This is a genomic window from Psychrobacillus sp. FSL H8-0510 (genome assembly GCF_038008345.1).
GTDB classification, from domain to species: Bacteria; Bacillota; Bacilli; order Bacillales_A; family Planococcaceae; genus Psychrobacillus; species Psychrobacillus psychrotolerans.
In genome coordinates this window covers 1,208,875-1,229,455 of record NZ_JBBOYZ010000001.1, presented here as the reverse complement: position 1 = coordinate 1,229,455, position 20,581 = coordinate 1,208,875, and the positions used below count along the sequence as shown (strand labels likewise).

The 20,581-nt window shown below is 37.3% G+C and carries 19 protein-coding genes; 3 read left to right on the top strand and 16 right to left on the bottom strand.

Features of this window, described 5'->3' with window-relative positions; all coding sequences use genetic code 11:
* Positions 1–5: 5 nt before the first annotated feature.
* The 4 genes from priA to gmk form a co-directional block, all read right to left on the bottom strand.
* Positions 6–2,417, bottom strand: a complete 2,412-nt coding sequence (gene priA / locus MHI40_RS05890) for a primosomal protein N' (protein ID WP_340761894.1) — start codon at positions 2,415–2,417, stop codon at positions 6–8.
* Positions 2,414–3,619, bottom strand: coding sequence for a bifunctional phosphopantothenoylcysteine decarboxylase/phosphopantothenate--cysteine ligase CoaBC (gene coaBC, locus MHI40_RS05885; protein ID WP_340761893.1), 1,206 nt, complete (start codon positions 3,617–3,619; stop codon positions 2,414–2,416). Before coaBC ends, priA begins: the two co-directional genes overlap by 4 nt.
* Before the next feature lie 76 nt (positions 3,620–3,695).
* Positions 3,696–3,920 carry a DNA-directed RNA polymerase subunit omega gene (gene rpoZ / locus MHI40_RS05880; protein ID WP_093535248.1) on the bottom strand — a complete coding sequence of 75 codons (225 nt, stop codon included), beginning with the start codon at positions 3,918–3,920 and terminating at the stop codon, positions 3,696–3,698.
* 1 nt (position 3,921) lies between these two features.
* Positions 3,922–4,542: a guanylate kinase gene (gene gmk / locus MHI40_RS05875; protein ID WP_340764399.1), complete on the bottom strand. Its 621-nt coding sequence runs from the start codon at positions 4,540–4,542 to the stop codon at positions 3,922–3,924.
* A gap of 283 nt (positions 4,543–4,825) precedes the next feature.
* On the opposite strand from gmk, the gene MHI40_RS05870 reads away from it, so the two are divergent.
* Positions 4,826–6,511: an Rqc2 family fibronectin-binding protein gene (locus tag MHI40_RS05870; RefSeq protein ID WP_093535250.1), complete on the top strand. Its 1,686-nt coding sequence runs from the start codon at positions 4,826–4,828 to the stop codon at positions 6,509–6,511.
* Between the two features lie 63 nt (positions 6,512–6,574).
* On the opposite strand, the gene MHI40_RS05865 is transcribed toward MHI40_RS05870, so the two are convergent.
* The 3 genes from MHI40_RS05865 to MHI40_RS05855 form a co-directional block, all read right to left on the bottom strand.
* Complete coding sequence (locus MHI40_RS05865) at positions 6,575–6,928, bottom strand: hypothetical protein (protein ID WP_340761892.1); 354 nt, start codon at positions 6,926–6,928, stop codon at positions 6,575–6,577.
* A 298-nt stretch (positions 6,929–7,226) separates the two neighbouring features.
* A complete protein-coding gene (locus MHI40_RS05860) occupies positions 7,227–8,063 on the bottom strand; it encodes a YitT family protein (protein ID WP_340761891.1) in 837 nt (278 codons plus the stop codon).
* Positions 8,064–8,162: 99 nt separating this feature from the next.
* Positions 8,163–9,065 carry a LysR family transcriptional regulator gene (locus tag MHI40_RS05855; protein WP_340761890.1) on the bottom strand — a complete coding sequence of 301 codons (903 nt, stop codon included), beginning with the start codon at positions 9,063–9,065 and terminating at the stop codon, positions 8,163–8,165.
* Positions 9,066–9,324: 259 nt separating this feature from the next.
* Between MHI40_RS05855 and MHI40_RS05850 the strand changes: the two genes are divergently transcribed.
* Together MHI40_RS05850 and MHI40_RS05845 are read left to right on the top strand one after the other, a co-directional pair.
* The gene (locus MHI40_RS05850) at positions 9,325–9,597 is read left to right on the top strand and encodes an alpha/beta-type small acid-soluble spore protein (RefSeq protein ID WP_340761889.1); all 273 of its coding nucleotides are present in this window, start codon (positions 9,325–9,327) and stop codon (positions 9,595–9,597) included.
* A gap of 154 nt (positions 9,598–9,751) precedes the next feature.
* On the top strand, positions 9,752–10,549 hold the full coding sequence (locus MHI40_RS05845; RefSeq protein WP_340761888.1) for a hypothetical protein: 798 nt from the start codon (positions 9,752–9,754) through the stop codon (positions 10,547–10,549).
* A gap of 141 nt (positions 10,550–10,690) precedes the next feature.
* Here the strand turns inward: MHI40_RS05845 and hprK are convergent, their stop codons facing one another.
* From hprK to MHI40_RS05800, 9 genes are all read right to left on the bottom strand, one after another.
* A complete protein-coding gene (gene hprK / locus MHI40_RS05840) occupies positions 10,691–11,614 on the bottom strand; it encodes an HPr(Ser) kinase/phosphatase (RefSeq protein ID WP_340761887.1) in 924 nt (307 codons plus the stop codon).
* 156 nt (positions 11,615–11,770) lie between these two features.
* Positions 11,771–11,932: a hypothetical protein gene (locus MHI40_RS05835; RefSeq protein WP_340761886.1), complete on the bottom strand. Its 162-nt coding sequence runs from the start codon at positions 11,930–11,932 to the stop codon at positions 11,771–11,773.
* Positions 11,933–11,992: 60 nt separating this feature from the next.
* Entirely contained in the window at positions 11,993–12,625 is a 633-nt protein-coding gene (gene pyrE, locus MHI40_RS05830; RefSeq protein WP_093535266.1) for an orotate phosphoribosyltransferase, read from the bottom strand.
* On the bottom strand, positions 12,622–13,332 hold the full coding sequence (pyrF, locus tag MHI40_RS05825; protein WP_340761885.1) for an orotidine-5'-phosphate decarboxylase: 711 nt from the start codon (positions 13,330–13,332) through the stop codon (positions 12,622–12,624). Before pyrF ends, pyrE begins: the two co-directional genes overlap by 4 nt.
* The gene (locus MHI40_RS05820; protein WP_340761884.1) at positions 13,329–14,243 is read right to left on the bottom strand and encodes a dihydroorotate dehydrogenase; all 915 of its coding nucleotides are present in this window, start codon (positions 14,241–14,243) and stop codon (positions 13,329–13,331) included. Before MHI40_RS05820 ends, pyrF begins: the two co-directional genes overlap by 4 nt.
* Positions 14,240–15,016: a dihydroorotate dehydrogenase electron transfer subunit gene (locus MHI40_RS05815; RefSeq protein WP_340761883.1), complete on the bottom strand. Its 777-nt coding sequence runs from the start codon at positions 15,014–15,016 to the stop codon at positions 14,240–14,242. The genes MHI40_RS05820 and MHI40_RS05815 overlap by 4 nt, the downstream gene beginning before the upstream one ends.
* A complete protein-coding gene (carB, locus tag MHI40_RS05810; protein WP_093535274.1) occupies positions 15,013–18,210 on the bottom strand; it encodes a carbamoyl-phosphate synthase large subunit in 3,198 nt (1,065 codons plus the stop codon). The genes MHI40_RS05815 and carB overlap by 4 nt, the downstream gene beginning before the upstream one ends.
* Positions 18,203–19,303, bottom strand: coding sequence for a carbamoyl phosphate synthase small subunit (locus MHI40_RS05805; RefSeq protein ID WP_340761882.1), 1,101 nt, complete (start codon positions 19,301–19,303; stop codon positions 18,203–18,205). Before MHI40_RS05805 ends, carB begins: the two co-directional genes overlap by 8 nt.
* Positions 19,300–20,580 carry a dihydroorotase gene (locus MHI40_RS05800; protein WP_340761881.1) on the bottom strand — a complete coding sequence of 427 codons (1,281 nt, stop codon included), beginning with the start codon at positions 20,578–20,580 and terminating at the stop codon, positions 19,300–19,302. The genes MHI40_RS05805 and MHI40_RS05800 overlap by 4 nt, the downstream gene beginning before the upstream one ends.
* Position 20,581: the final 1 nt, after the last annotated feature.

Genomic DNA, 20,581 nt, shown 5'->3' with positions numbered 1-20,581 from the left:
ACACCTTATAAAATAGTGGATGGATCTAAATCAATCGTTAAAATGATTCCTTTTTTTATCCACTCTGTTCGGTATATTTTTATTAACTGTTGAAGTTTTTCAACTAGTATTGGTTCTTTTTTGTATTTTATCAAACATTGGTAACGATATCTATTTTGTATCTTACTAATAGCGCTAGATGTTGGTCCTATGACCATCGTAGTAGAGGACAGATTCTCTCGTAACCAATCAGTCGCTAATTTTGCATATTCCGATGCTAACATAACATTTTCATGTGTTACTTGAACAAGTGTTAAATAGTAGAAAGGTGGATATTCAAACTGTTTTCGTACTAGCATTTCTTTATGATAGAACGGTTCATACAACTGTGACTTTGAATATTCAATGGCATAGTGCTCTGGGGTATAAGTTTGAATGTATACCTGTCCCTCTTTATCGTGTCGACCAGCTCGACCACTAACTTGTGTCATAAGCTGAAATGTTTTTTCAGCGGCTCTAAAATCGGCTAAATGCAGAGTGGTATCCGCGTTTAACACTCCAACGAGTGTTATATTAGGGAAATCAAGCCCTTTAGCAATCATCTGGGTACCAAGCAAAATATCTGCTTCTCCGTCTCCGAATTGTTTTAAGATCCGTTCATGAGAACCCTTTGTCCTAGTCGTATCTACATCCATCCGTAGAACTCTTGCATAAGGAAATAACTTAGTGATTTCCTCTTCTACTTTTTGAGTTCCCGTTCCGAAAAATCGTATATGCTCACTTTGACATTCTGGACATTGCTTCGGTACAGGTTCTTCATGTCCGCAATAATGACATTTCAGTTGCTCGCCTTCTCGATGATAAGTTAACGAAATATCACAATTATCGCATTCAACTACAGTTCCACAATCTCTGCAAAGTACGAATGATGAAAATCCTCTTTTGTTTAAAAATAATACAATTTGTTCTTTTTTCTCTAGCTTTTCTCTTACAGCATCCGCAAGATCTACACTGAACATGGAACGATTACCATTTTTCAACTCTGCACGCATATCTACAATATTCACTACTGGTAAGGGCTGTTCTTTTGCACGCATTTGTAATGTTAACAAACTGTATACACCCTTGGAAGCTCGTGCATATGATTCAAGTGAAGGTGTTGCACTTCCTAAAATAACGGGACATTGATGAAAATTACTTCTCCATATAGCAACATCTCTTGCATGGTATCTTGGTGTATCTTCTTGTTTATATGTAGATTCATGCTCCTCGTCGAGAATTATCAAACCTAAATTTTTAAAAGGTGCAAAAATGGCAGATCTAGCTCCTACAACAACCTTAACTTCCCCACGCCAAATTTTTCGCCATTCATCAAATTTTTCGCCGACAGATAGCCCACTATGCATAACAGCTACTTGATCGTCAAAACGTAATTTAAATCTTCTAGTCATTTGGGGGGTCAATGATATTTCAGGTACTAGCATAATTGCCTGTTTGCCTTCATTGATTGACTTTTCAATAGCATTCAAATAAATTTCCGTTTTTCCGCTACCCGTAATGCCATGTAACAGAAAAGTAGTATGTTCATTATTGTCCTGTGCATTGTTAATTTTAGAAAGTGCTTCCTGTTGTTCGTCTGTTAATTTAAATCTATGATCCTGATCGTTATACTCTAGGCTGTTTATTTCACGGTATATTTCTTTATTTTTCGTTTCTAAGATCCCTTTGTCTATTAAAGCTTTAACCGTATGATTATTTGTTTGCGTAGAATCTTTAAGTTCTAGCATTGTATACGAGGGTTGCTTCTTAAGTAAAAGCCATTCAATAAGTTCTTTTTGTTTGATTGCATTTTTTGGTAGCGTATTTAGTTGTGATAGAACTAATTCCTCATCCTGTACCATACGATACTTGGTAATTGTTTTTACCTTACCTTGTTGCTTAATGACAGTATCTAACTGGAACTTCCCTTGTTCCAGATATTTTTTCATCTGTTTTAGCATGCCGGCTTTTTCAAAAATTTCGTATGATATAGACTCTTTTGACCCAAACAGAGCTAATGTTTCTATATCTATACCATCATGTTCTACTAATCGAATTTCTTTTTTATATGAAGCACGAAGAGCGGCGGGTAACATCACTTGAAGTGCATCTATTTCATAACAGAGTGTTTTTTGTGTCATCCACTTGGAAAGCTGTAATAATTCATCGGTTATAACAGGCTCCACATCGATTATTGAGATAATCGCTTTTAGCTTGGACATATCTAAATCAGATTTTTCTTTAATATTCGTTATAAACCCCTGTACTTTTCTATTTCCAAAAGGTACATGCACTCGACTTCCGCGCTCTATCACTGTCTCTAATTTATCAGGAACTATATAGTCAAAAGGGCGATCAATAGGATAAGCTGATACATCTACGATAACTTCTACTATCATTTGGCATCATCTTTCTCCAATTGAATAATAGTTTGCAGTAATTGTAGAGCGAGCACTTTTTTAGTTTGATGTCCAAAATACTGTTCTATATTTTTACCTACTAACGTAACAGCATTCGTATCTGTTCCAAATCCAGATCCTTCCTCCGTCACGTCATTAGCAATAATATAATCTGCATTTTTCTTATCTAACTTGCTTTTAGCATAGTGGATCACATCATTGGTTTCTGCTGCAAAACCTATTAATAATTGGTCTTTTTTTCGTTTCCCTAACTCCAAAAGAATGTCAGTAGTTCTTTCTAATACAATTACAGACTCCCCTGGTTGTTTTTTCATCTTTTGCAAATGAACTTCCTTTGGTTTGTAATCTGCCACAGCAGCAGTTTTGACAACCATTGTTGCTGTATCAAAATGAAGTAAAACGGCATCTAACATTTCTTTGGCACTTTCTACAGAAACAAGTGTTACATTTGGTGGTGGGCTTAAACTGACAGGGCCTGATATCAAAATTGTTTCAGCTCCTAGACTAGCTGCTGCTTCTGCCATAGCGTAACCCATTTTCCCACTAGAAAAGTTAGTTAAAAAACGAACAGGGTCTATTCTCTCTCTTGTTGGTCCGGCTGTAACTACAACTTTTTTTCCTTTTAAAGGTAGTTCTTTCGGGACAAAATATCCCTCCACCAACTGTACAATCTTCTCTGGTTCCTCTAAACGACCTTTCCCAACATATCCACATGCTAAAAAACCTTCAGAAGGCTCTATAAATTGAAATCCATCTTTTGAAAGTTGGGCAATATTGCGAATAACCGCAGCATTATCATACATATGTACGTTCATCGCAGGTGCTATCCATACATCAGCAGTAGTCGCTAATAAAGTAGTAGTGACCATATCATCTGCAATACCATTTGCTAACTTACCTAGCACATTAGCTGTTGCTGGTGCTACAATTACCAGATCAGCCCAGTCCGCTAAATCTATATGAGCAATTACACTAGAATCCTTTTCATCAAATGTGTCAAAATACACATCATTCCTAGACATTGCTTGGAAGCTTAACGGCTGCACAAATTCCATTGCTGATTTTGTCATCATTACTTTTACATTTGCGCCTGCTTGAGTCAATTTACTAACCAGCGCAACTGCTTTGTATACAGCAATTCCACCAGTAACACAGATAAGAATTTTTTTAGAAGTTAACATTATGAATTCTCTCCTCTAAACAACAACCTCCCAAAGAAACGTACATTCTTTGGGAGGTCATTGCTAACAAAAATATTTAAACTTCGTCTTCATAAACTACAGAATCATTTGATGATAATATAGTTAACTCACCAGCTGCAACTTCCTCTAACGCTCTTCCTACTTTTTTATAGGACACATATGAAGTTAGACGTTCTCCGCCTTCTTCTTGTAACTGACGAGCTCGCTTGGATGCGACCGTCACTAAAGAATATTTTGAATCGATTTGCGTTTTTAAAGAATCTACAGATGGATATAACATATTAAATTTCTCCTTCCAGCATAGCTGAATATCTTTTTTCTACACGTTCACGACGACAATGTTCGGCTACGACAATTGCATTAATTTTCGCACATGCTTTAGACACTTCATCGTTTTCTACTACATAATCATATAAATGCATCATTTCAAGCTCTTGTCGTGCAGCTTGAATACGTGAACTGATGACATCTTCCGTTTCCGTTCCTCGGCCAATAAGTCTTTGTTGGAGTTCAGAAAGGCTTGGAGGCGCAAGGAATATAAATAATGCTTCTGGAGCTTTCTCGCGAACAAGCGCTGCTCCTTGAACTTCAATTTCCAAGAAAACATCGCGTCCCGAATCTAACGTAGCATTCACATAGTCGATAGGAGTTCCATAATAATTCCCCACATATGCTGCATACTCTAACAATTTACCTTCTTCAATCAGTTGTTCAAATTCTTCTTTTTGTTTAAAGAAATAATCTACTCCGTCTACTTCACCTTCACGAGGGCTTCTTGTAGTCATAGAAATAGAGTACTCATAGTTTGTACCGGGTTCGGAAAACAACTCTTTTCTAACTGTCCCTTTACCTACTCCTGATGGACCTGATAAAACGATCAATATACCTTTTTCTCTTCGCATAACGTCTCCTTCAAATACAGTCATACTACAACGACTTCTTCCAATTACATACTTAACTGATTATAACACAAGTGTACTGGAAAATGATAAGATATATTAGATAAGTGCAAGCGCCGATGCTTTAGAAGTCGTCTAATTTAGTGACGTCGTGTCACAACGAATAAATGACCTACATTCTACGACCTCGATATTATTAAATAACTTTAGGCACTAGGTGCTCGAGCTCGATATATCGAAGGCGCACGCAGCACAATAAAAATAATGATTTGAAAGAGGAGTACTTATGGCATTTGACGGTTTATTTACTATATCTATGACAACAGAATTACAACAACTCGTGTCCGGACGTATTTCTAAAATACACCAGCCCAATTCACAAGAGATATTAATGCATATTAGAGCTCAAGGTAAAAATTACAAACTTTTGTTCTCAGTTCATTCATCTTATTCACGCGTACAAATTACACACGAAACAATTGACAATCCAGCACAACCACCACTATTTTGTATGGTATTGCGTAAGCATTTAGAAGGTGGAATTATTACTGGAATTCATCAACATGAAAGTGATCGAATTATTATTTTCCAAATACAAAGTAAAAACGAAATCGGTGATGATATTTCCCGTGAAATTCATATGGAAATAATGGGACGTCACAGTAATTTGCTTTTAGTAGATCCAACTCGCAATTTAATCTTAGAAAGTATAAAGCATCTCTCTCCTTCTATGAATAGTTATCGTACTATTTTACCAGGACAGCCCTATATTGCTCCTCCTTCTCAAAACAAGCTGAATCCACTCGATGTTTCAGAAAAACTAGAAGCAGTACTTAAATCGGCTAATGATTCGAAAGAAATTATGGATCAAATTTCTGGTTTTTCTCCATTACATGCGAAGGAAATCATGTATAGATTCCAAAGTTCAACGGATAGAGTGGAGATTTATAAGGAGTTTATCCAAGAGATTACGCATGGTGGCTCTACAAAACAAATTGTAGAAGTAAATGGAAAATCCTATTATTCACCAAATGCATTAACTCATTTGGAAGGCGACAAATTCGATGAAGCAAGTTTAGGTAATTTATTGGATCGGGTCTATTTTGCAAAAGCAGAACGCGACCGTGTGAAGCAGCAAGCAGGAGATTTAGAAAAATGGCTTCAAAACGAATTAAACAAATTGAAGTTAAAAATGAAAAAACTCCAAAAAGACTTTGAACAAGCAGAGAACTTAGAAACTTATCAACTATTTGGTGAGCTAGTCATGGCAAATGCACATGCGATTGAAAAAGGATTAAAAGAAGTAGAGCTAGTAAATTATTACGATGAAAATGAAAAAACAATTGTGATTCCTTTAGATGTCCGAAAAACTGCTACGCAAAATGCACAAAAGTATTATAGCCGTTATACAAAAGCTAAAACTGCATTATTAAAAATAGAACAGCAATTTGAAATTACCAAAGATGATATTGCTTACTTTGAGTTGCTGCTCCAACAAGTAATGCAAGCCTCTCCAACTGACATTGAAGAAATTCGAGAAGAGTTAATGGAGCAAGGATTACTGAAAATGCGTGCTTCGAAAAAGAAGAAGAAGCCCGTTAAGCCAACACCAGAAAGATTTATCGCCTCGGATGGTACCGAGATATCGGTCGGCAAAAACAATAAACAGAATGATTTTGTAACTTTTAAATTAGCTCGTAAAACGGATACATGGCTTCATACAAAGGATATCCCTGGATCCCATGTAGTTATACATTCAGAGAATCCGTCAGAACAAGCACTATTAGAAGCGGCAAATCTTGCAGCATATTTTAGTAAAGCACGCGAATCTTCCTCAGTTCCGGTAGATTATACCGTAATTAAACAAGTGAAAAAACCAAATGGGGCAAAACCTGGATTTGTCATCTATTTTGAACAGACCACCTTATTTATCACACCGGACGAAGAAAAGATTAGAAATATGAAGAAGTAGAAAGATGTCAATCTCTAAAAAAAACTAAAAGAAAGGTCTGTTGGAAGTAAATCTTTACTTCTGTCAGACCTGTTCTTTTTTTATAGTTAATAATTTTAATCTTTTTCGCATAACTAGAAAACCTTTTCGAAATAATTCTGTATTAGCTACAATCTCAATGATGACTGCTTCTAACAAAGCGATAGTGAACACGACTAAAAGTAAAAAAATAGCTACTTTATCGAAAATGCTCTCGAAGGAATTTGGGTACGATATAAATTTTAGCCTAGTGTAAAAAAAGATTGAACCAAAACCAAAAGCAAAAACAGGGATATATTTGAATAAGTTCGTTGATACCTTTTTCCCTAAATAGTAAGTTATTATAGCAATGAGACCCATTAGAGTTAAACAAACTAAGATTGCAATCTTAAAACTCATCTTGAACACCTCTTTCCGAAAATAAGGAAAATATTTTTGTTTACCAAAGCCAAAATAGTCTCTACATACCATATTCATAATATAAGCGGATAATACACTTCCTAAGAGTAAGACTTCTATTCAACCTTTCTAAGAACCATAAGAGACTCAATACAAGCTTAACCAAGACATAAATAATTTAGTCTTTCCTTGTTCATTCCAAACGTTATATGGGAAATATCAATACCAATGGGAAAGGCCACTTGATGTGTTAACATCAAGTGGCCTTTAAAATTATTAACCCAAATCTTCTTTTATTTTAATTGACACTAAAACTACTACCTAATACATCACGGACTTCGTGAACAACAACGAACGCATTTTTATCTACGCTACTGACAGTTTGCTTCAGCTGTACTAGTTCAGGTTGGTTTATAACAATATAGAGAACTTCTTTTTGGTTTTGACTGTACCCGCCTCGACCTTCTAGAATTGTTACACCACGCGACATATTGGACACTATAAATTGGCGAATCTCCTCCGAATGTTCAGAGATAATTGTCACTGCAGTTCGACTATTTAATCCTTCAATTACATAGTCAATCACTTTTGAACCTAAAAATACGGCAACAAGCGTGTACATTGCTTTTTCCTGTCCAATGATAAATACAGATCCCGCAATAACAATAATATCAATAACTAAAACACCTTTTCCTAGACTCCATCCTAAATACTGATTGGCTAAACGAGCTAAAATGGCTGATCCTCCGGAAGTTCCACCTGCTCTGAACATTAAACCCAGACCAAGACCTACAAACACACCAGAGAAAAGAGCAGCTAGCAATGTATCGCCATTCAATTGATGACCTACATCTTCTGTTAGAAACAGAAACAAAGAAGAAAAAACAATTCCAATTACTGTATATATCATTGTCTTCCTGTCAAAAAATTTATAACCAATAGCCAAAAGTACCGCATTAATCATCAGGTTGACAACCCCTGGTGACCATTCAAATAGATAATAGGTAATTACCGTTACCCCAATTACCCCGCCTTCGGATAATCTGTACGGAATTGCAAAATAGTTAATCCCAACTGCGAATAACAATGATCCAATAATGATTAACAATATTTCTTTCATACGTTGTTGTGCCATATTATGTATATCCTCCTACGAATAACCAGGCAAAAATTCTACTCTATCCCTTGTTACAGGCTGTAATCCTCCATGGATGGAGGTTTCACTCTATGTAGTTTACTGTCGGTCTTCCGACTCCCATTTCTTTGCGTGCTTCTCGATTATTTCTATTAATTTATTCATTGCTGGGGTAAGCCATTTATCTTTGTGATACGCTAGTTGAGTTGTCACAAACTCATCACTGTGCACCCAAGGTAAAGCAACTAAGCTGCCTCGTTCTAGTTCTTCTCTCACCGTCATCAAAGGAAGATAGGAAAGACCTAATCCACACTTCACTGATTGTTTAATAGCTTCGATATTCCAAAAAGCTATTCGTGAACAACCAACACCCTCCTCTTTAATCCATCTTTCTAGCAAATCGCGATAGCTTCCGGTCTCTGTTAAAAGTAATACTTCATCTTCCAAGTCGTTTGGAGTTATCATCGCTTTACCACATAATCGATGTCCTGCAGGTGCAATCATTACCAACGTCTCCCTTACTAAATCACTCGTAACAATGTCAGGTCCTAATTTTTCAGGATTTGTAAATAAAGCCAAGTCAAATTTCCCAGATTTTAACTCATTATTAAGCTCCTGACTTTCGGAAGGTTGTAATATAAGTTGGACTTTTGGATACAGCCTTTTGAATTCATATAAAATAGTTGGCAGTCTATATACCATTAAAGATTCATTTGCTCCGATCAATACTGTACCGGAAGGCTCTGTATTTAATCGGGAAGAATCGACCGCTTCCTGATAAAGATGTAATATTTCCTTTGCATACAATGCTAAATGGTTCCCTGCATCTGTTAGAACAACTGTTTTTCCTAGCCGGTCAAAAAGGCGATTTCCAACAGCTTCCTCCAATGCCCTTACATGATTTGTAACTGTCGACTGTGTGTATCCCAACTGCTCACCAGCTCGAGTAAATCCTCCACATTCAGCTACAACTAAAAAAGTCTTTAGATTGCGAAGTTCCATAGTCAATTCCCCCATACGAATAATATTCCTCATATTGTATAGGAATCCTATTTAAATGGCGATAATTTTTACCGCCAAATGATATTATAGTATCTTTTTCAATATTAATGAAATTAATTATATTAATTAAAATCATTTAAAATATTAGGGTAAAGTGAATTCCTAGTTATTTATATATAATTCTTTATGCATCGGGCATTATCTTTAAAAGAATAAGCTTTCCTTTTGCGGAAAGACTACCAAAAAGGAGTGAAACAAAATGGCGAAAAAAAATAAAATACTAGTACCTTCTGCACGTGAGGAGTTAGATAAATTAAAGTTGCGAGTTATGAAGGAGCAAGGTTATAAGCTAAATAACAATAATCCGGACGATGTAAAATACGAAGTTGCAGAAGAGTTAAGTATTCCTTTAAAAAATGGATATAACGGTAAACTTACTTCAGCACAAGCAGGCAAAATTGGTGGACCAATTGGTGGGAGTATGGTGAAAGAAATGGTTAGAATGGCGCAAGATCAAATGATGAAAAGATAATTCCATCTATCGATAAGGAAAACAATTCAATAGCATAAAACCTGTAGATGGGGGGATTATAATGCTGAAACAGATAAGATTAAATTAATTATCTGTTTTTTGACATTAAAGTATTTCCCGAGAAATAAAAAATGAAAAGAGGAGGTCATGACAAATGGCATTTAACCAACAAAACCTTAGTCCAGGAACTGCTTTTTTTCGGTTCATGTTAGGTTCAATAATGACCACTTATGGAACTGTACGACTTTTACATGAACCTAAAAGCAGAAGCGGGAAGATGCTCGTCCTTTTTGGTTCTATGAAAGCTGCTGAAGGAGCAACAAAGTTTTGTCCGACGAAAGCGATTGGTACGGTGATGGATAATTTAGCAAATGAAAATGCTAAATCAGGTGCACAAGCCAATTCCAGTAACCAGATGGCTAATGGAACTCAAACAGGACAATATGCATCAGGTGGGAATACTGACAACCAGCATGGTGGGATCATGCAAATGGTTGGAAGTCTTGCACAAAAACTAACAAATGCTAATTCGTTTCAAAATACTTCTGGCTCACAGAACGCAGGAGGAAATCAGACTAGCAATTCGGCTGACCAAAGTAATACGGGGAGCAATTCATCATCAATCGGTAACCTCGCTCAAACTATTGCCCCTCAGTTAAGTCAAGCAGTCAAAGAAGTAACGAATATGGCAAGTTCACAACAATCATCAGGTACTAAAAATGAGCAAAAACAAGCTTCCGGAACTAGTGAGGGAACTAGTAAGAAAAATGCTACATCAAGTGGAAACAACTCAAAATCAGCTTCTAGTACTAATGATAAGCAAGCTGCTCCCGCAAAAGCAAACACTGATACAAACGGAAAATCTAACAATTCGAATATAGACTCATCCATCATAGTAGAAGTATCGAAATCAAGTCATAAGAATTCAACTACACCAAACATTCTACAATAAGCAATATTTGACTATACTTTCTTCAAACTGAAAACGTGCTTAGTACCAGTCGAAAACTTCGAGTGACTACATAGCACGTTTTTAGTTATCCCACCAAGTATTACAGTCCTATTGCTAATATGTTGTAACCAACAATTAAAATTAACCTTCCTCTTCAAAATCTTCCTCTAATCGCTTTACAAACTCTTCTGCAGCACTATACCCTTGCTGTTTTAAATACCAATTATTTGCCGCCGCCTCAATAAGTCCCGCAACATCACGGCCAGGTTGTAATTGGATTTGCATATGCGGTATTTGAACACCCATATAATCTATAAATTTTGTTTCTAATTCTAATTCATTATTTAATGTATTGCTTTCCCATTTAGTTAACTCAATATCTAATGCGATTCGAGTTTCCTCTTGAAATGCAGTGCGGCCATATAGGCGGACTACATTCAACAAACCAATACTTCGTAGCGCCAAAAATTCTTTGTTTTTCTCATTATGGGAACCTAAAAGAGTCTGTGGACTTAGCTTTTTTAACACAACGATATCATCTGCTACTAGCCTATGGCCACGCCCTATTAGTGTATGTGCTGTTTCACTTTTACCGACACCAGATTTCCCCCGCAACAAAATGCCCATACCAGATACATTCACACAAACACCATGAATTGAAATCTCTGGAGCCATCGCTTTTACAACAAATGCATCTAGTTTTGCACTTACTGCGCTTGTAGAATCAGGAGTGCGCAATAGTGGGATATCATTTTCTACACAATATTGTATTAGACCGGGAGGCTCGGCCTGGTTGGAGGTAATTATTATACAAGGTGGATCGTATTGAATAATGTTACCTATACGTAACTTACACTCTTCAATCTGGAGTGTGTGTAAATAATTTATTTCATTTTTCCCTAGGATTTGAATATGTTCCGTTGCTATAAAATCGAACTTGTCCATAAACTCCAAGCCTGGACGTCGAACTTTTGTTTTCTTTACTACCCGCTGGAATTGATTGTGACCAGATAAAACTTCTAGAGAAAATCTATTCACAAGGTCCATCACTGTTAAAATTTTCATCGATTACACTCGCTCTCTCCATATCATTAACTCATCATATAACAAAAATAAGTGCATAACTATTCATTTCGTTTCATTCAAGCAAAGTATAAGAGGAAAAATAAGACAAGGTGACCCGAATTGAATAAGCAAATATATCGGAAAAACTATTAATGTTTAGCCAATAATAAAGCCTACTGTTAAAACAACCAGATAAAAAATCCACCAAAATAGCTCTATCCTTTTTTCAGTATACTCATGAATAACTTTTGAATTCCCCATAATTCCTCTTAACAAAAAGCCTTCTAAATATACGAGTAAGAATAGAATTAGTTTCAAGTTAAAATTGTCTATAAGAAAACGATCCCTCTTTTGTAGAGAGATCGTTTACAACTTAGTCTATTGTAGTAGTCCACTTTTTAAATCACTATGCCATTTAGCAAGCATAGGAATATCTTCTTCCTTAATCATTCTTGCTTCTTTTGCAGCAGTTGTTAAAGCATCATAATTTGTTAAACTGACGAACGAAATCCCTGCTTCTTTAAATGCTTGATCTGCTTTTAGTAGTCCATAAGTAAAAATACTAACAACACCTAGTACTTCTAGACCCTCTTTTTGAAGGGCTTCTACTGCCACTAGACTGCTTCCACCTGTCGAGATTAGATCTTCAATGACTACTACTTTTTGTCCTGCGACTACTTTACCTTCAATTTGATTGCCACGACCATGTTCCTTTGCTTTTGAACGGACATACATCATCGGAAGTTCCAGTACATCACTCACCCAAGCAGCATGGGGAATCCCCGCAGTTGCCGTACCAGCTACTGCTTCAGTTCCTGGGAAGTTTTTGTCGATGGCTTCTGCTAATCCCTGAGCAATTTCTTTTCGAATAGCAGGTGATGACATCGTAATACGGTTATCACAGTATATTGGAGATTTAATACCAGAAGCCCATGTGAATGGATCGTTCGGTTTTAATGCAACTGCACCAACTTCTAGAAGTGCCTTGGCAATTTTGTTTTCTAAGCTCATGCATTTTCCTCCCACATTTTTAAAATAGTTTCATATGCTTGTACTGGGTCATTCGCTTTTGTTATTGCACGACCTACCACAATATGAGAAGAACCAAGGAGTCGAGCATTCACTGGAGTTGCAACACGTACCTGATCATGCGCTTCTCCTTCTGCTAAACGAATACCAGGAGTGACACGTAAAAATTCTTCACCACATACAGATGCAATTTTCTTGGCTTCTAAAACGGAGCTTACGACTCCATCTAGCGCTGCTGTTTTAGCTAGCTCTGCATAATGAACAACTGATGCGTCTATCGTTGTTTGTACCAGCTGTTCTTGCTTCATTTGCAATTCAGAAGTGGAAGTTAGTTGCGTTACAGCAATAATAGAAGGTCTTTTACTGCCAGCAGCAGTGCCAGCATCTAATCCTTCACGCGCTGCAATCATCATTGCTACTCCACCTGCCGCATGCACATTCACCAAATCTGCTCCTAAACGAGCGAGACCTTTCATCGCATGCCCAACTGTATTTGGAATATCATGTAGCTTCAAATCAAGAAAAACATCATGACCCATCTCTTTTAGTTTATACACAATAGAAGGCCCTTCTTGTAAATATAATTCCATCCCTACTTTTACAAATAATGACTGCTCAAATGGAGTGAGAAATTGGTATGCATCTCCTGCAGAAGCAAAGTCTAATGCAATAATTGGACTGTTTTTCATAGTCGATGGCTCCTTCCAACTAAATCTGTTACGGTGTTAAATCCTAGTTCATCTAATTTTGCTGGAAGCTGTTCGATTAAATTAGGACAAATGAATGGATCAACAAAGTTTGCTGTCCCTATCGCAACCGCACTTGCTCCTGCCGATAAGAAATCCACGACATCATCAATGTTAGTAATACCACCCATTCCAATAATGGGAATAGACACTTTTTGGGCTACATCATAAACCATACGAAGTGCTACTGGCTTAATAGCTGGACCGGAAAGACCACCAGTTACATTTGCAATTACTGGACGACCAGTTTTAGTGTCTAAGCGCAATCCTAATAATGTATTAATCATCGTAATACCATCAGCACCGCCTGCTTCTACCGCTTTTGCAATTTCTCCAATATCCGTTACATTTGGAGATAGCTTCACATATACAGGGACAGAGGAAACAGCTTTCACCGCTTTTGTTAACTCCTCGGCAATAATAGGATCTGTTCCAAATGTAATTCCCCCTTGCTTCACATTTGGACAAGAAATATTTAGCTCAAGCGCATGAACATTTGGTGCTTGAGAGATTGCCTCTGCTACCGTGACATAATCTTCTGTAGTATAGCCTGCAACATTTGCTATAATTGGCACTTCGTATTGTTCGAGCCAAGTCAGTTCATTTTCTAATACTTTCTTTAGGCCTGGATTTTGCAGGCCAATTGCATTTAACATTCCTGACGGCGTTTCTGCCACACGTGGTGTAGGGTTACCTAATCTTGTTTCAGGAGTTGTGGCCTTTATCATAATGGCACCTAATTGCGATAAATCATATAACTTCGCATATTCTTTACCAAACCCAAAGCAACCAGAAGCTGGCATGATTGGATTTTTCAAAGAAAGACCTGGTAAAAGGGTAGCTAATCTATTCATACTCGAACAACTCCTGACGGGAACACTGGACCATCTGAACAAACCTTCACATAATCAGCCTCTATTTTTTCTGTTGTATCGCAAACACAAGCAAAACAAGCCCCTATTCCACAACCCATACGTTGTTCAAAAGATAAATAACCTTCTTTTTCTGGGTATAGTTTTTCTAGAGCAGCTAGCATCGGTGTTGGTCCACAGCTATAGTAAACTGCAAAATCATCTTCTAGCTTTTCTAACACATTTGTTACGAAACCAGTAGAGCCATGGCTACCGTCCACTGTCACAATATAAGTTTCTCCAAGTTCTTGAAATTGTTTTTCATAAAAAACAACATCTTCCGACTGAAATCCTAATACATGAATAGGCTTTACACCTTTTTCCACAAGCCTTTTAGATAGTTCAAATAGAGGTGGCACACCAATTCCGCCACCTATTAGCAAAGCCTTTTGACCCACTTCTACTTTATCAATCGGAAAACCATTTCCAAGGGGTCCAAGTACATCCACTTGGTCCCCTGGTTTCTTTTCAGAAAGAAGTGTAGTCCCTCTGCCTTCTGCGCGGTATATCATTGTAAATTCTAAAGTCTTTTCATTTATAGATGAAATACTTATTGGTCTTCTTAGCAAAGGTTCCATTTGATCAGACACTCTTAGATGGACAAATTGTCCTGGTTGTTTCATATCCAGTACTAACTGTCCAGTCAATGTGAGTTCAAAAATGTTCGTCGCAATGGCACTTTGTTTTACGACTTGCATTTGTTCTTGTCTAATCATGCTTTTACCTCCTGATGTTTCATCGTTTCAGTTGAGAATGTCATTGACTCAATGACACGCAGCATTGCTTCTGCAGTATCTAATGAAGTTAAACAAGGGATGCCATTTTCTACGGATTCTCTACGAATACGGAATCCATCACGTTCTGGCTGCATTCCTTTTGTTAACGTATTAATGATAAATTGTGCTTCCCCTTTTTGAATTACATCTAGTAAAGTAGTTCCTTTTGAACCTATTTTATCAACGATATCTACTGGAATCCCAACATTTTTAATTGCTTCAGCAGTACCTTGAGTAGCCATAATGCGGAATCCTATTGCATAGAATCTTTTCGCAATCTCGATGCCTTCTGCTTTATCTTTATCTGAGATAGTCATTAGCACTGTGCCATGATCTTTAATCTCCATACCCGCTGCTACTAAACCTTTATATAATGCTTTTTCAAGCGTGATATCTTTGCCCATTACTTCGCCAGTAGATTTCATCTCAGGTCCGAGTGTAATGTCTACACGACGAAGTTTCGCAAAACTGAACACTGGTACTTTTACATATACACCTGGGCTAGTTGGAGCAAGTCCTGGTGTATAACCTTGTTCTATAATTGATTGACCTAAAATCGCTTTTGTTGCGATATTCGCCATCGGAATCGATGTGATTTTACTTAAGAATGGTACAGTACGACTTGAACGTGGATTTACTTCAATAACATAAACCTCATCTTTTGAAATAACATATTGAATATTCATCAATCCAACAATTTTCAATCCTTTTGCAAGTCTTGTTGTGTAATCTACCAATGTATCCATCTGGTATTGCGAAAGCTTCTGTGGCGGATACACAGCAATTGAGTCACCAGAATGGACTCCTGCACGTTCAATATGTTCCATGATTCCTGGTATTAACACATTTTCACCATCACAAATTGCATCTACTTCTATTTCTGTTCCAGTTAAGTAGCGGTCAATCAAAACTGGTTTTTCAGGACTTGCTTCCACCGCATTCTCCATATAATGTTTAATCTCATCTTCGGTGTAGACAATTTGCATGGCACGCCCACCAAGTACGTATGAAGGTCTCACTAATACTGGGTATCCTATTTCATTGGCAATGGTCGTTGCTTCTTCTACAGACACAGCAGTTTTTCCGAGTGGCTGTGGAATATCTATTTCATGAAGAGCTGCTTCAAACTTATTACGATTTTCTGCACGATCAATGTCCTCTAGCGTTGTACCTAAAATTTTCACGCCTCTTTCTTCCAACCCAGCAGCTAAGTTGATAGCCGTTTGTCCTCCAAATTGAACTACTACCCCTTTTGGCTGCTCTAAGTCTACGATGTGCATAACATCTTCTAATGTGAGTGGTTCAAAATATAATTTATCTGAAATGGAGAAATCGGTTGAAACTGTTTCAGGGTTATTATTAATAATAATTGCCTCATAGCCCGCTTCTTTTATCGCCCATACAGAATGTACAGTTGCATAGTCAAACTCAACCCCTTGACCAATACGGATCGGCCCTGACCCTAACACAATCACACTTTCCTTTTCCGTACGAATAGATTCATTTTCCTCTTCATATGTTCCATAAAAGTAAGGTGTTTCAGACTCAAACTCCCCTGCACACGTATCGACCATTTTATAAACTGGTACAATTCCATTTTCTTTTTTAAATTTATAAACTTCTAATTCAGTTACATGCCAATATTTTGCAATAGTTTTATCTGCAAAGCCCATACGTTTTGCTTTATATAACACTTCTTGATCGAAAGGATTTGCTTGGATTACTTGTTCGTACTTCACGATATTTTGAAGCTTGTTCAAGAAAAATTGATCGATCTGACTCCACTCATGTATCGTTTCTACAGATACTCCACGGCGGAGTGCTTCTCCTATAAAGAATAATCTTTCATCACCCGCACGACGAATGCGTTTTTCCATCCACGCATCTGTAATTGATTCACTATTTTTCATTTCGATATGGAAGTGCCCAGTTTCAAGTGAACGTACTGATTTAAGAATTGCTTCCTCAAATGTACGTCCTAAAGACATTACTTCTCCAGTAGCTTTCATTTGTGTTCCTAGATTACGTTTTGCCGATTCAAATTTATCGAATGGCCATCTAGGAATTTTGGCAACAATATAATCCAATGCTGGCTCGAAGCAAGCGTAGGTTTTTTGGGTAACTGGATTCATCATCTCATCCAATGTAAGACCAACAGCAATTTTAGCGGCAAGTTTTGCAATTGGATAGCCAGTTGCTTTTGATGCCAATGCAGAAGAACGGCTAACTCGTGGGTTCACTTCAATAATATAGTAATTGAAGCTATGTGGATCCAGTGCTAACTGTACATTACATCCACCCTCAATTTTAAGTGCACGAATAATTTTTAAAGATACATTTCGAAGCATTTGGTTTTCTCGGTCTGACAATGTTTGTGTAGGAGCAACAACAATTGAGTCCCCAGTATGGATCCCAACAGCGTCGAAGTTTTCCATATTACATACAACAATTGCATTATCCGCAGAATCACGCATTACTTCGTATTCTATCTCTTTATATCCAGCAATGGATTTCTCGAGTAAACACTGTGTAACCGGACTATATTTTAAACCACTTGTCACTATTTCAGCTAAATCGTTATCGTTATAACAAATACCCCCGCCAGTTCCACCCATTGTAAATGCCGGACGGACAATAACTGGATAACCAATTCGCTCAACAAATGCTTTTGCTTCTTCCAGGTTATGAATAATATCGCTATCGGGAACTGGTTCATTTAATTCATTCATAAGCGTTCGGAATAAATCTCGGTCTTCCGCTTTGTGAATAGCTTCCAGTTTTGTACCTAATATTTCAATTCCTAGTTCATCTAAAATTCCGGACTCATCGAGTTCAATTGCCATATTTAGTCCAGTTTGTCCTCCAAGTGTTGGTAAGATGGCATCTGGACGTTCTTTACGAATGATTTTACTAACAAATGGTAACGTGAGAGGTTCAATATAAACTTTATCTGCAATTTCTGTATCTGTCATAATAGTTGCAGGATTTGAATTCACTAAAATAACACTATAACCTTCTTCTCTTAGTGAGATACATGCTTGTGTACCCGCATAATCGAATTCCGCTGCTTGGCCGATTACAATTGGACCAGAACCTATTACTAGTATTGTTTTTATATCTTTACGTTTAGGCATGTGAACTCTCCTTTTTGCTTTCAGCATTCATTAGTTCGATAAACTCATCAAATAGATGTTTTGAATCTTCTGGTCCCGATGATCCTTCTGGGTGGAACTGAACACAGAATACCGGGAATTTAGTATGTCTTACTCCTTCAACCGTGCCATCATTTAACGCTATATGTGTTATTTCTAAATCTGTTTGTGCGATGGAATCTGCATCAATTGCATAACCGTGGTTTTGAGAAGTTAACTCTGTTCTTCCAGTTCTGAGATCTTTTACTGGGTGATTTCCTCCGCGATGTCCAAATTTTAACTTGAAGGATGTAGCGCCACTTGCAAGTGAAATAAGTTGATGTCCAAGGCATACTCCGAAAATCGGCACTTTCCCAATAATTCCTTTGACCATTTCAATTGCTTCTGGAATATCAGTTGGATCTCCAGGTCCGTTAGATAGCATGACACCATCAGGGTACATACCTAGAATTTCAGTTGCAGATGTATTATAAGGGACAACAATAATATCGCAATCTCTTTTATTTAGCTCTCTTAATATGCCGTGTTTCATACCAAAGTCCACAAGTACGACTCTCTTTCCTCGTCCGGGACTTGGATATGGACGAGTTATAGAAACTTGTTGCACTACATTTTTTGGAATTTCCGTAGCGAGAAGTTCTTTTACAACTTGATCCACATTCACTTCTTCACCAGCATTTGTAAGTCTGCCTTTTAGAGAACCATGCTTACGAATAATACGAGTAAGTTTTCTCGTATCGATTCCTTCAATTCCTGGAACGTTTTTCCTTTTTAAAAATTCACTCAAAGTACCTGTACTTCTGAAATTTGATGGTTGTTCCGCAAGCTCTCTTATAACCACTCCGGAAAGACCTATTTTAATAGCTTCAAAATCATCAGGATTTACACCGTAGTTACCAACCATTGGATACGTAAACGTCAATATTTGTCCACAGTTAGAAGGATCTGATATAGATTCTTGATAGCCTGTCATGGCAGTTGTAAAAATCACTTCACCAATTGTCCCTGCATCACTACCAAATGCATTTCCCTTAAACACCGTACCGTCTTCTAATATTAAATATCTTGTTTTCATATTTGTTCCTCCTGCCATACGATTTCTCCGTTATACATTGTCAGTTGTGGCCAACCATTACAAACAATTCCGTTAAACGGTGTATTTTTTCCTTTAGATATAAATGTTTCTTTATCTATTTTTTGTTCTTTTTTTAAGTCTATTAAAACCAAATCCGCTGGTGATCCTACTTCTAGCTTCCCAAACTCAAATCCGAATACTTTGGCTGGTTTAATAGTTAGGTAATCCAATAGTTGCTGTAATGTCCACTCACCAGGTTTTACGAAGTGAGTATATAATAATGGGAATGCTGTCTCTAAACCGACAATTCCGAACGGCGCTTTTTCAAATCCATTTGATTTTTCTTCTTCTGTATGAGGAGCATGATCAGTGGCAATAAAATCTAAAGTTCCATCTACTAACCCCGCTCTTAGTGCTATCATATCTTCTTTAGCTCTAAGTGGTGGGTTCATTTTCCAAATTGCTTCATCAGATGGAATATCATCCTCACAAAGTATTAAATGATGAGGACTTACTTCCGCTGTTACGTGAATACCTGCTTTTTTAGCGTCTCGTATTACTCGTACAGATTCTTTTGTACTTACATGACATACATGATAATGAGCCCCTGCTGCTTCTGCGAGTAAAATATCACGCGCAATATGTACGGATTCTGAAACTGATGGGATCCCCTTCAATCCAAGCTCTTCACTTCGTTTTCCTTTATGCATAACTCCACCGTAGATTAACGAGTTATCTTCACAATGCGCAACAATTGGAATATTAAATTTCGCAGCTTCTTCCATTGCTTCCAGCATTGTACCTGCAGCTTGAACACCAACACCATCATCTGTTAAAGCAAAGGCTCCAAGATTTTTCAACGATTTAATATCTGTTCTTTCTTTACCTGCTTGTCGAATAGTAATAGAACCATATGGCAAGACACGTACAAGTGCGTTTTTCTCTACTAAATCTAAAACATGTGAGAAGTTTTCGGCTGTATCAGGCACTGGTCTTGTATTTGGCATAGCACAAATAGTTGTATAGCCCCCTTTAGCGGCAGCATTCGTTCCTGTTTCTATCGTTTCCTTCTGCTCTCCACCTGGCTCACGTAAATGTACATGAACATCAATAAATCCTGGAGAGAGCAAGAGACCTTTACCATCTATTTGTTGCGCTACAGTTGATGTGACATTGGCTCCGATTGCAGCAATCTTACCATCTTCAACTAAAACAGCAGTCGTTTCAAATTCCCCTTCATTGTTAACTATTTGAACGTTTTGAATAATTTTTGTCATG

Excerpts from the sequence above, each read along its gene's own strand:
- MHI40_RS05850 (WP_340761889.1), top strand. The coding sequence starts at position 9,325 with ATGGCGAAAAAAAATAAAATACTAGTACCTTCTGCACGTGAGGAGTTA.
- coaBC (WP_340761893.1), bottom strand. The coding sequence starts at position 3,619 with ATGTTAACTTCTAAAAAAATTCTTATCTGTGTTACTGGTGGAATTGCT.
- MHI40_RS05860 (WP_340761891.1), bottom strand. The coding sequence starts at position 8,063 with ATGGCACAACAACGTATGAAAGAAATATTGTTAATCATTATTGGATCA.
- gmk (WP_340764399.1), bottom strand. The coding sequence starts at position 4,542 with ATGCGAAGAGAAAAAGGTATATTGATCGTTTTATCAGGTCCATCAGGA.
- hprK (WP_340761887.1), bottom strand. The coding sequence starts at position 11,614 with ATGAAAATTTTAACAGTGATGGACCTTGTGAATAGATTTTCTCTAGAA.
- MHI40_RS05800 (WP_340761881.1), bottom strand. The coding sequence starts at position 20,580 with ATGACAAAAATTATTCAAAACGTTCAAATAGTTAACAATGAAGGGGAA.
- MHI40_RS05845 (WP_340761888.1), top strand. The coding sequence starts at position 9,752 with ATGGCATTTAACCAACAAAACCTTAGTCCAGGAACTGCTTTTTTTCGG.
- priA (WP_340761894.1), bottom strand. The coding sequence starts at position 2,417 with ATGATAGTAGAAGTTATCGTAGATGTATCAGCTTATCCTATTGATCGC.
- MHI40_RS05805 (WP_340761882.1), bottom strand. The coding sequence starts at position 19,303 with ATGAAAACAAGATATTTAATATTAGAAGACGGTACGGTGTTTAAGGGA.
- carB (WP_093535274.1), bottom strand. The coding sequence starts at position 18,210 with ATGCCTAAACGTAAAGATATAAAAACAATACTAGTAATAGGTTCTGGT.
- pyrF (WP_340761885.1), bottom strand. The coding sequence starts at position 13,332 with ATGAAAAACAGTCCAATTATTGCATTAGACTTTGCTTCTGCAGGAGAT.
- MHI40_RS05815 (WP_340761883.1), bottom strand. The coding sequence starts at position 15,016 with ATGATTAGACAAGAACAAATGCAAGTCGTAAAACAAAGTGCCATTGCG.
- MHI40_RS05820 (WP_340761884.1), bottom strand. The coding sequence starts at position 14,243 with ATGAATAGATTAGCTACCCTTTTACCAGGTCTTTCTTTGAAAAATCCA.
- pyrE (WP_093535266.1), bottom strand. The coding sequence starts at position 12,625 with ATGAGCTTAGAAAACAAAATTGCCAAGGCACTTCTAGAAGTTGGTGCA.
- MHI40_RS05865 (WP_340761892.1), bottom strand. The coding sequence starts at position 6,928 with ATGAGTTTTAAGATTGCAATCTTAGTTTGTTTAACTCTAATGGGTCTC.
- MHI40_RS05855 (WP_340761890.1), bottom strand. The coding sequence starts at position 9,065 with ATGGAACTTCGCAATCTAAAGACTTTTTTAGTTGTAGCTGAATGTGGA.
- rpoZ (WP_093535248.1), bottom strand. The coding sequence starts at position 3,920 with ATGTTATATCCATCTGTAGATTCTTTAAAAACGCAAATCGATTCAAAA.
- MHI40_RS05870 (WP_093535250.1), top strand. The coding sequence starts at position 4,826 with ATGGCATTTGACGGTTTATTTACTATATCTATGACAACAGAATTACAA.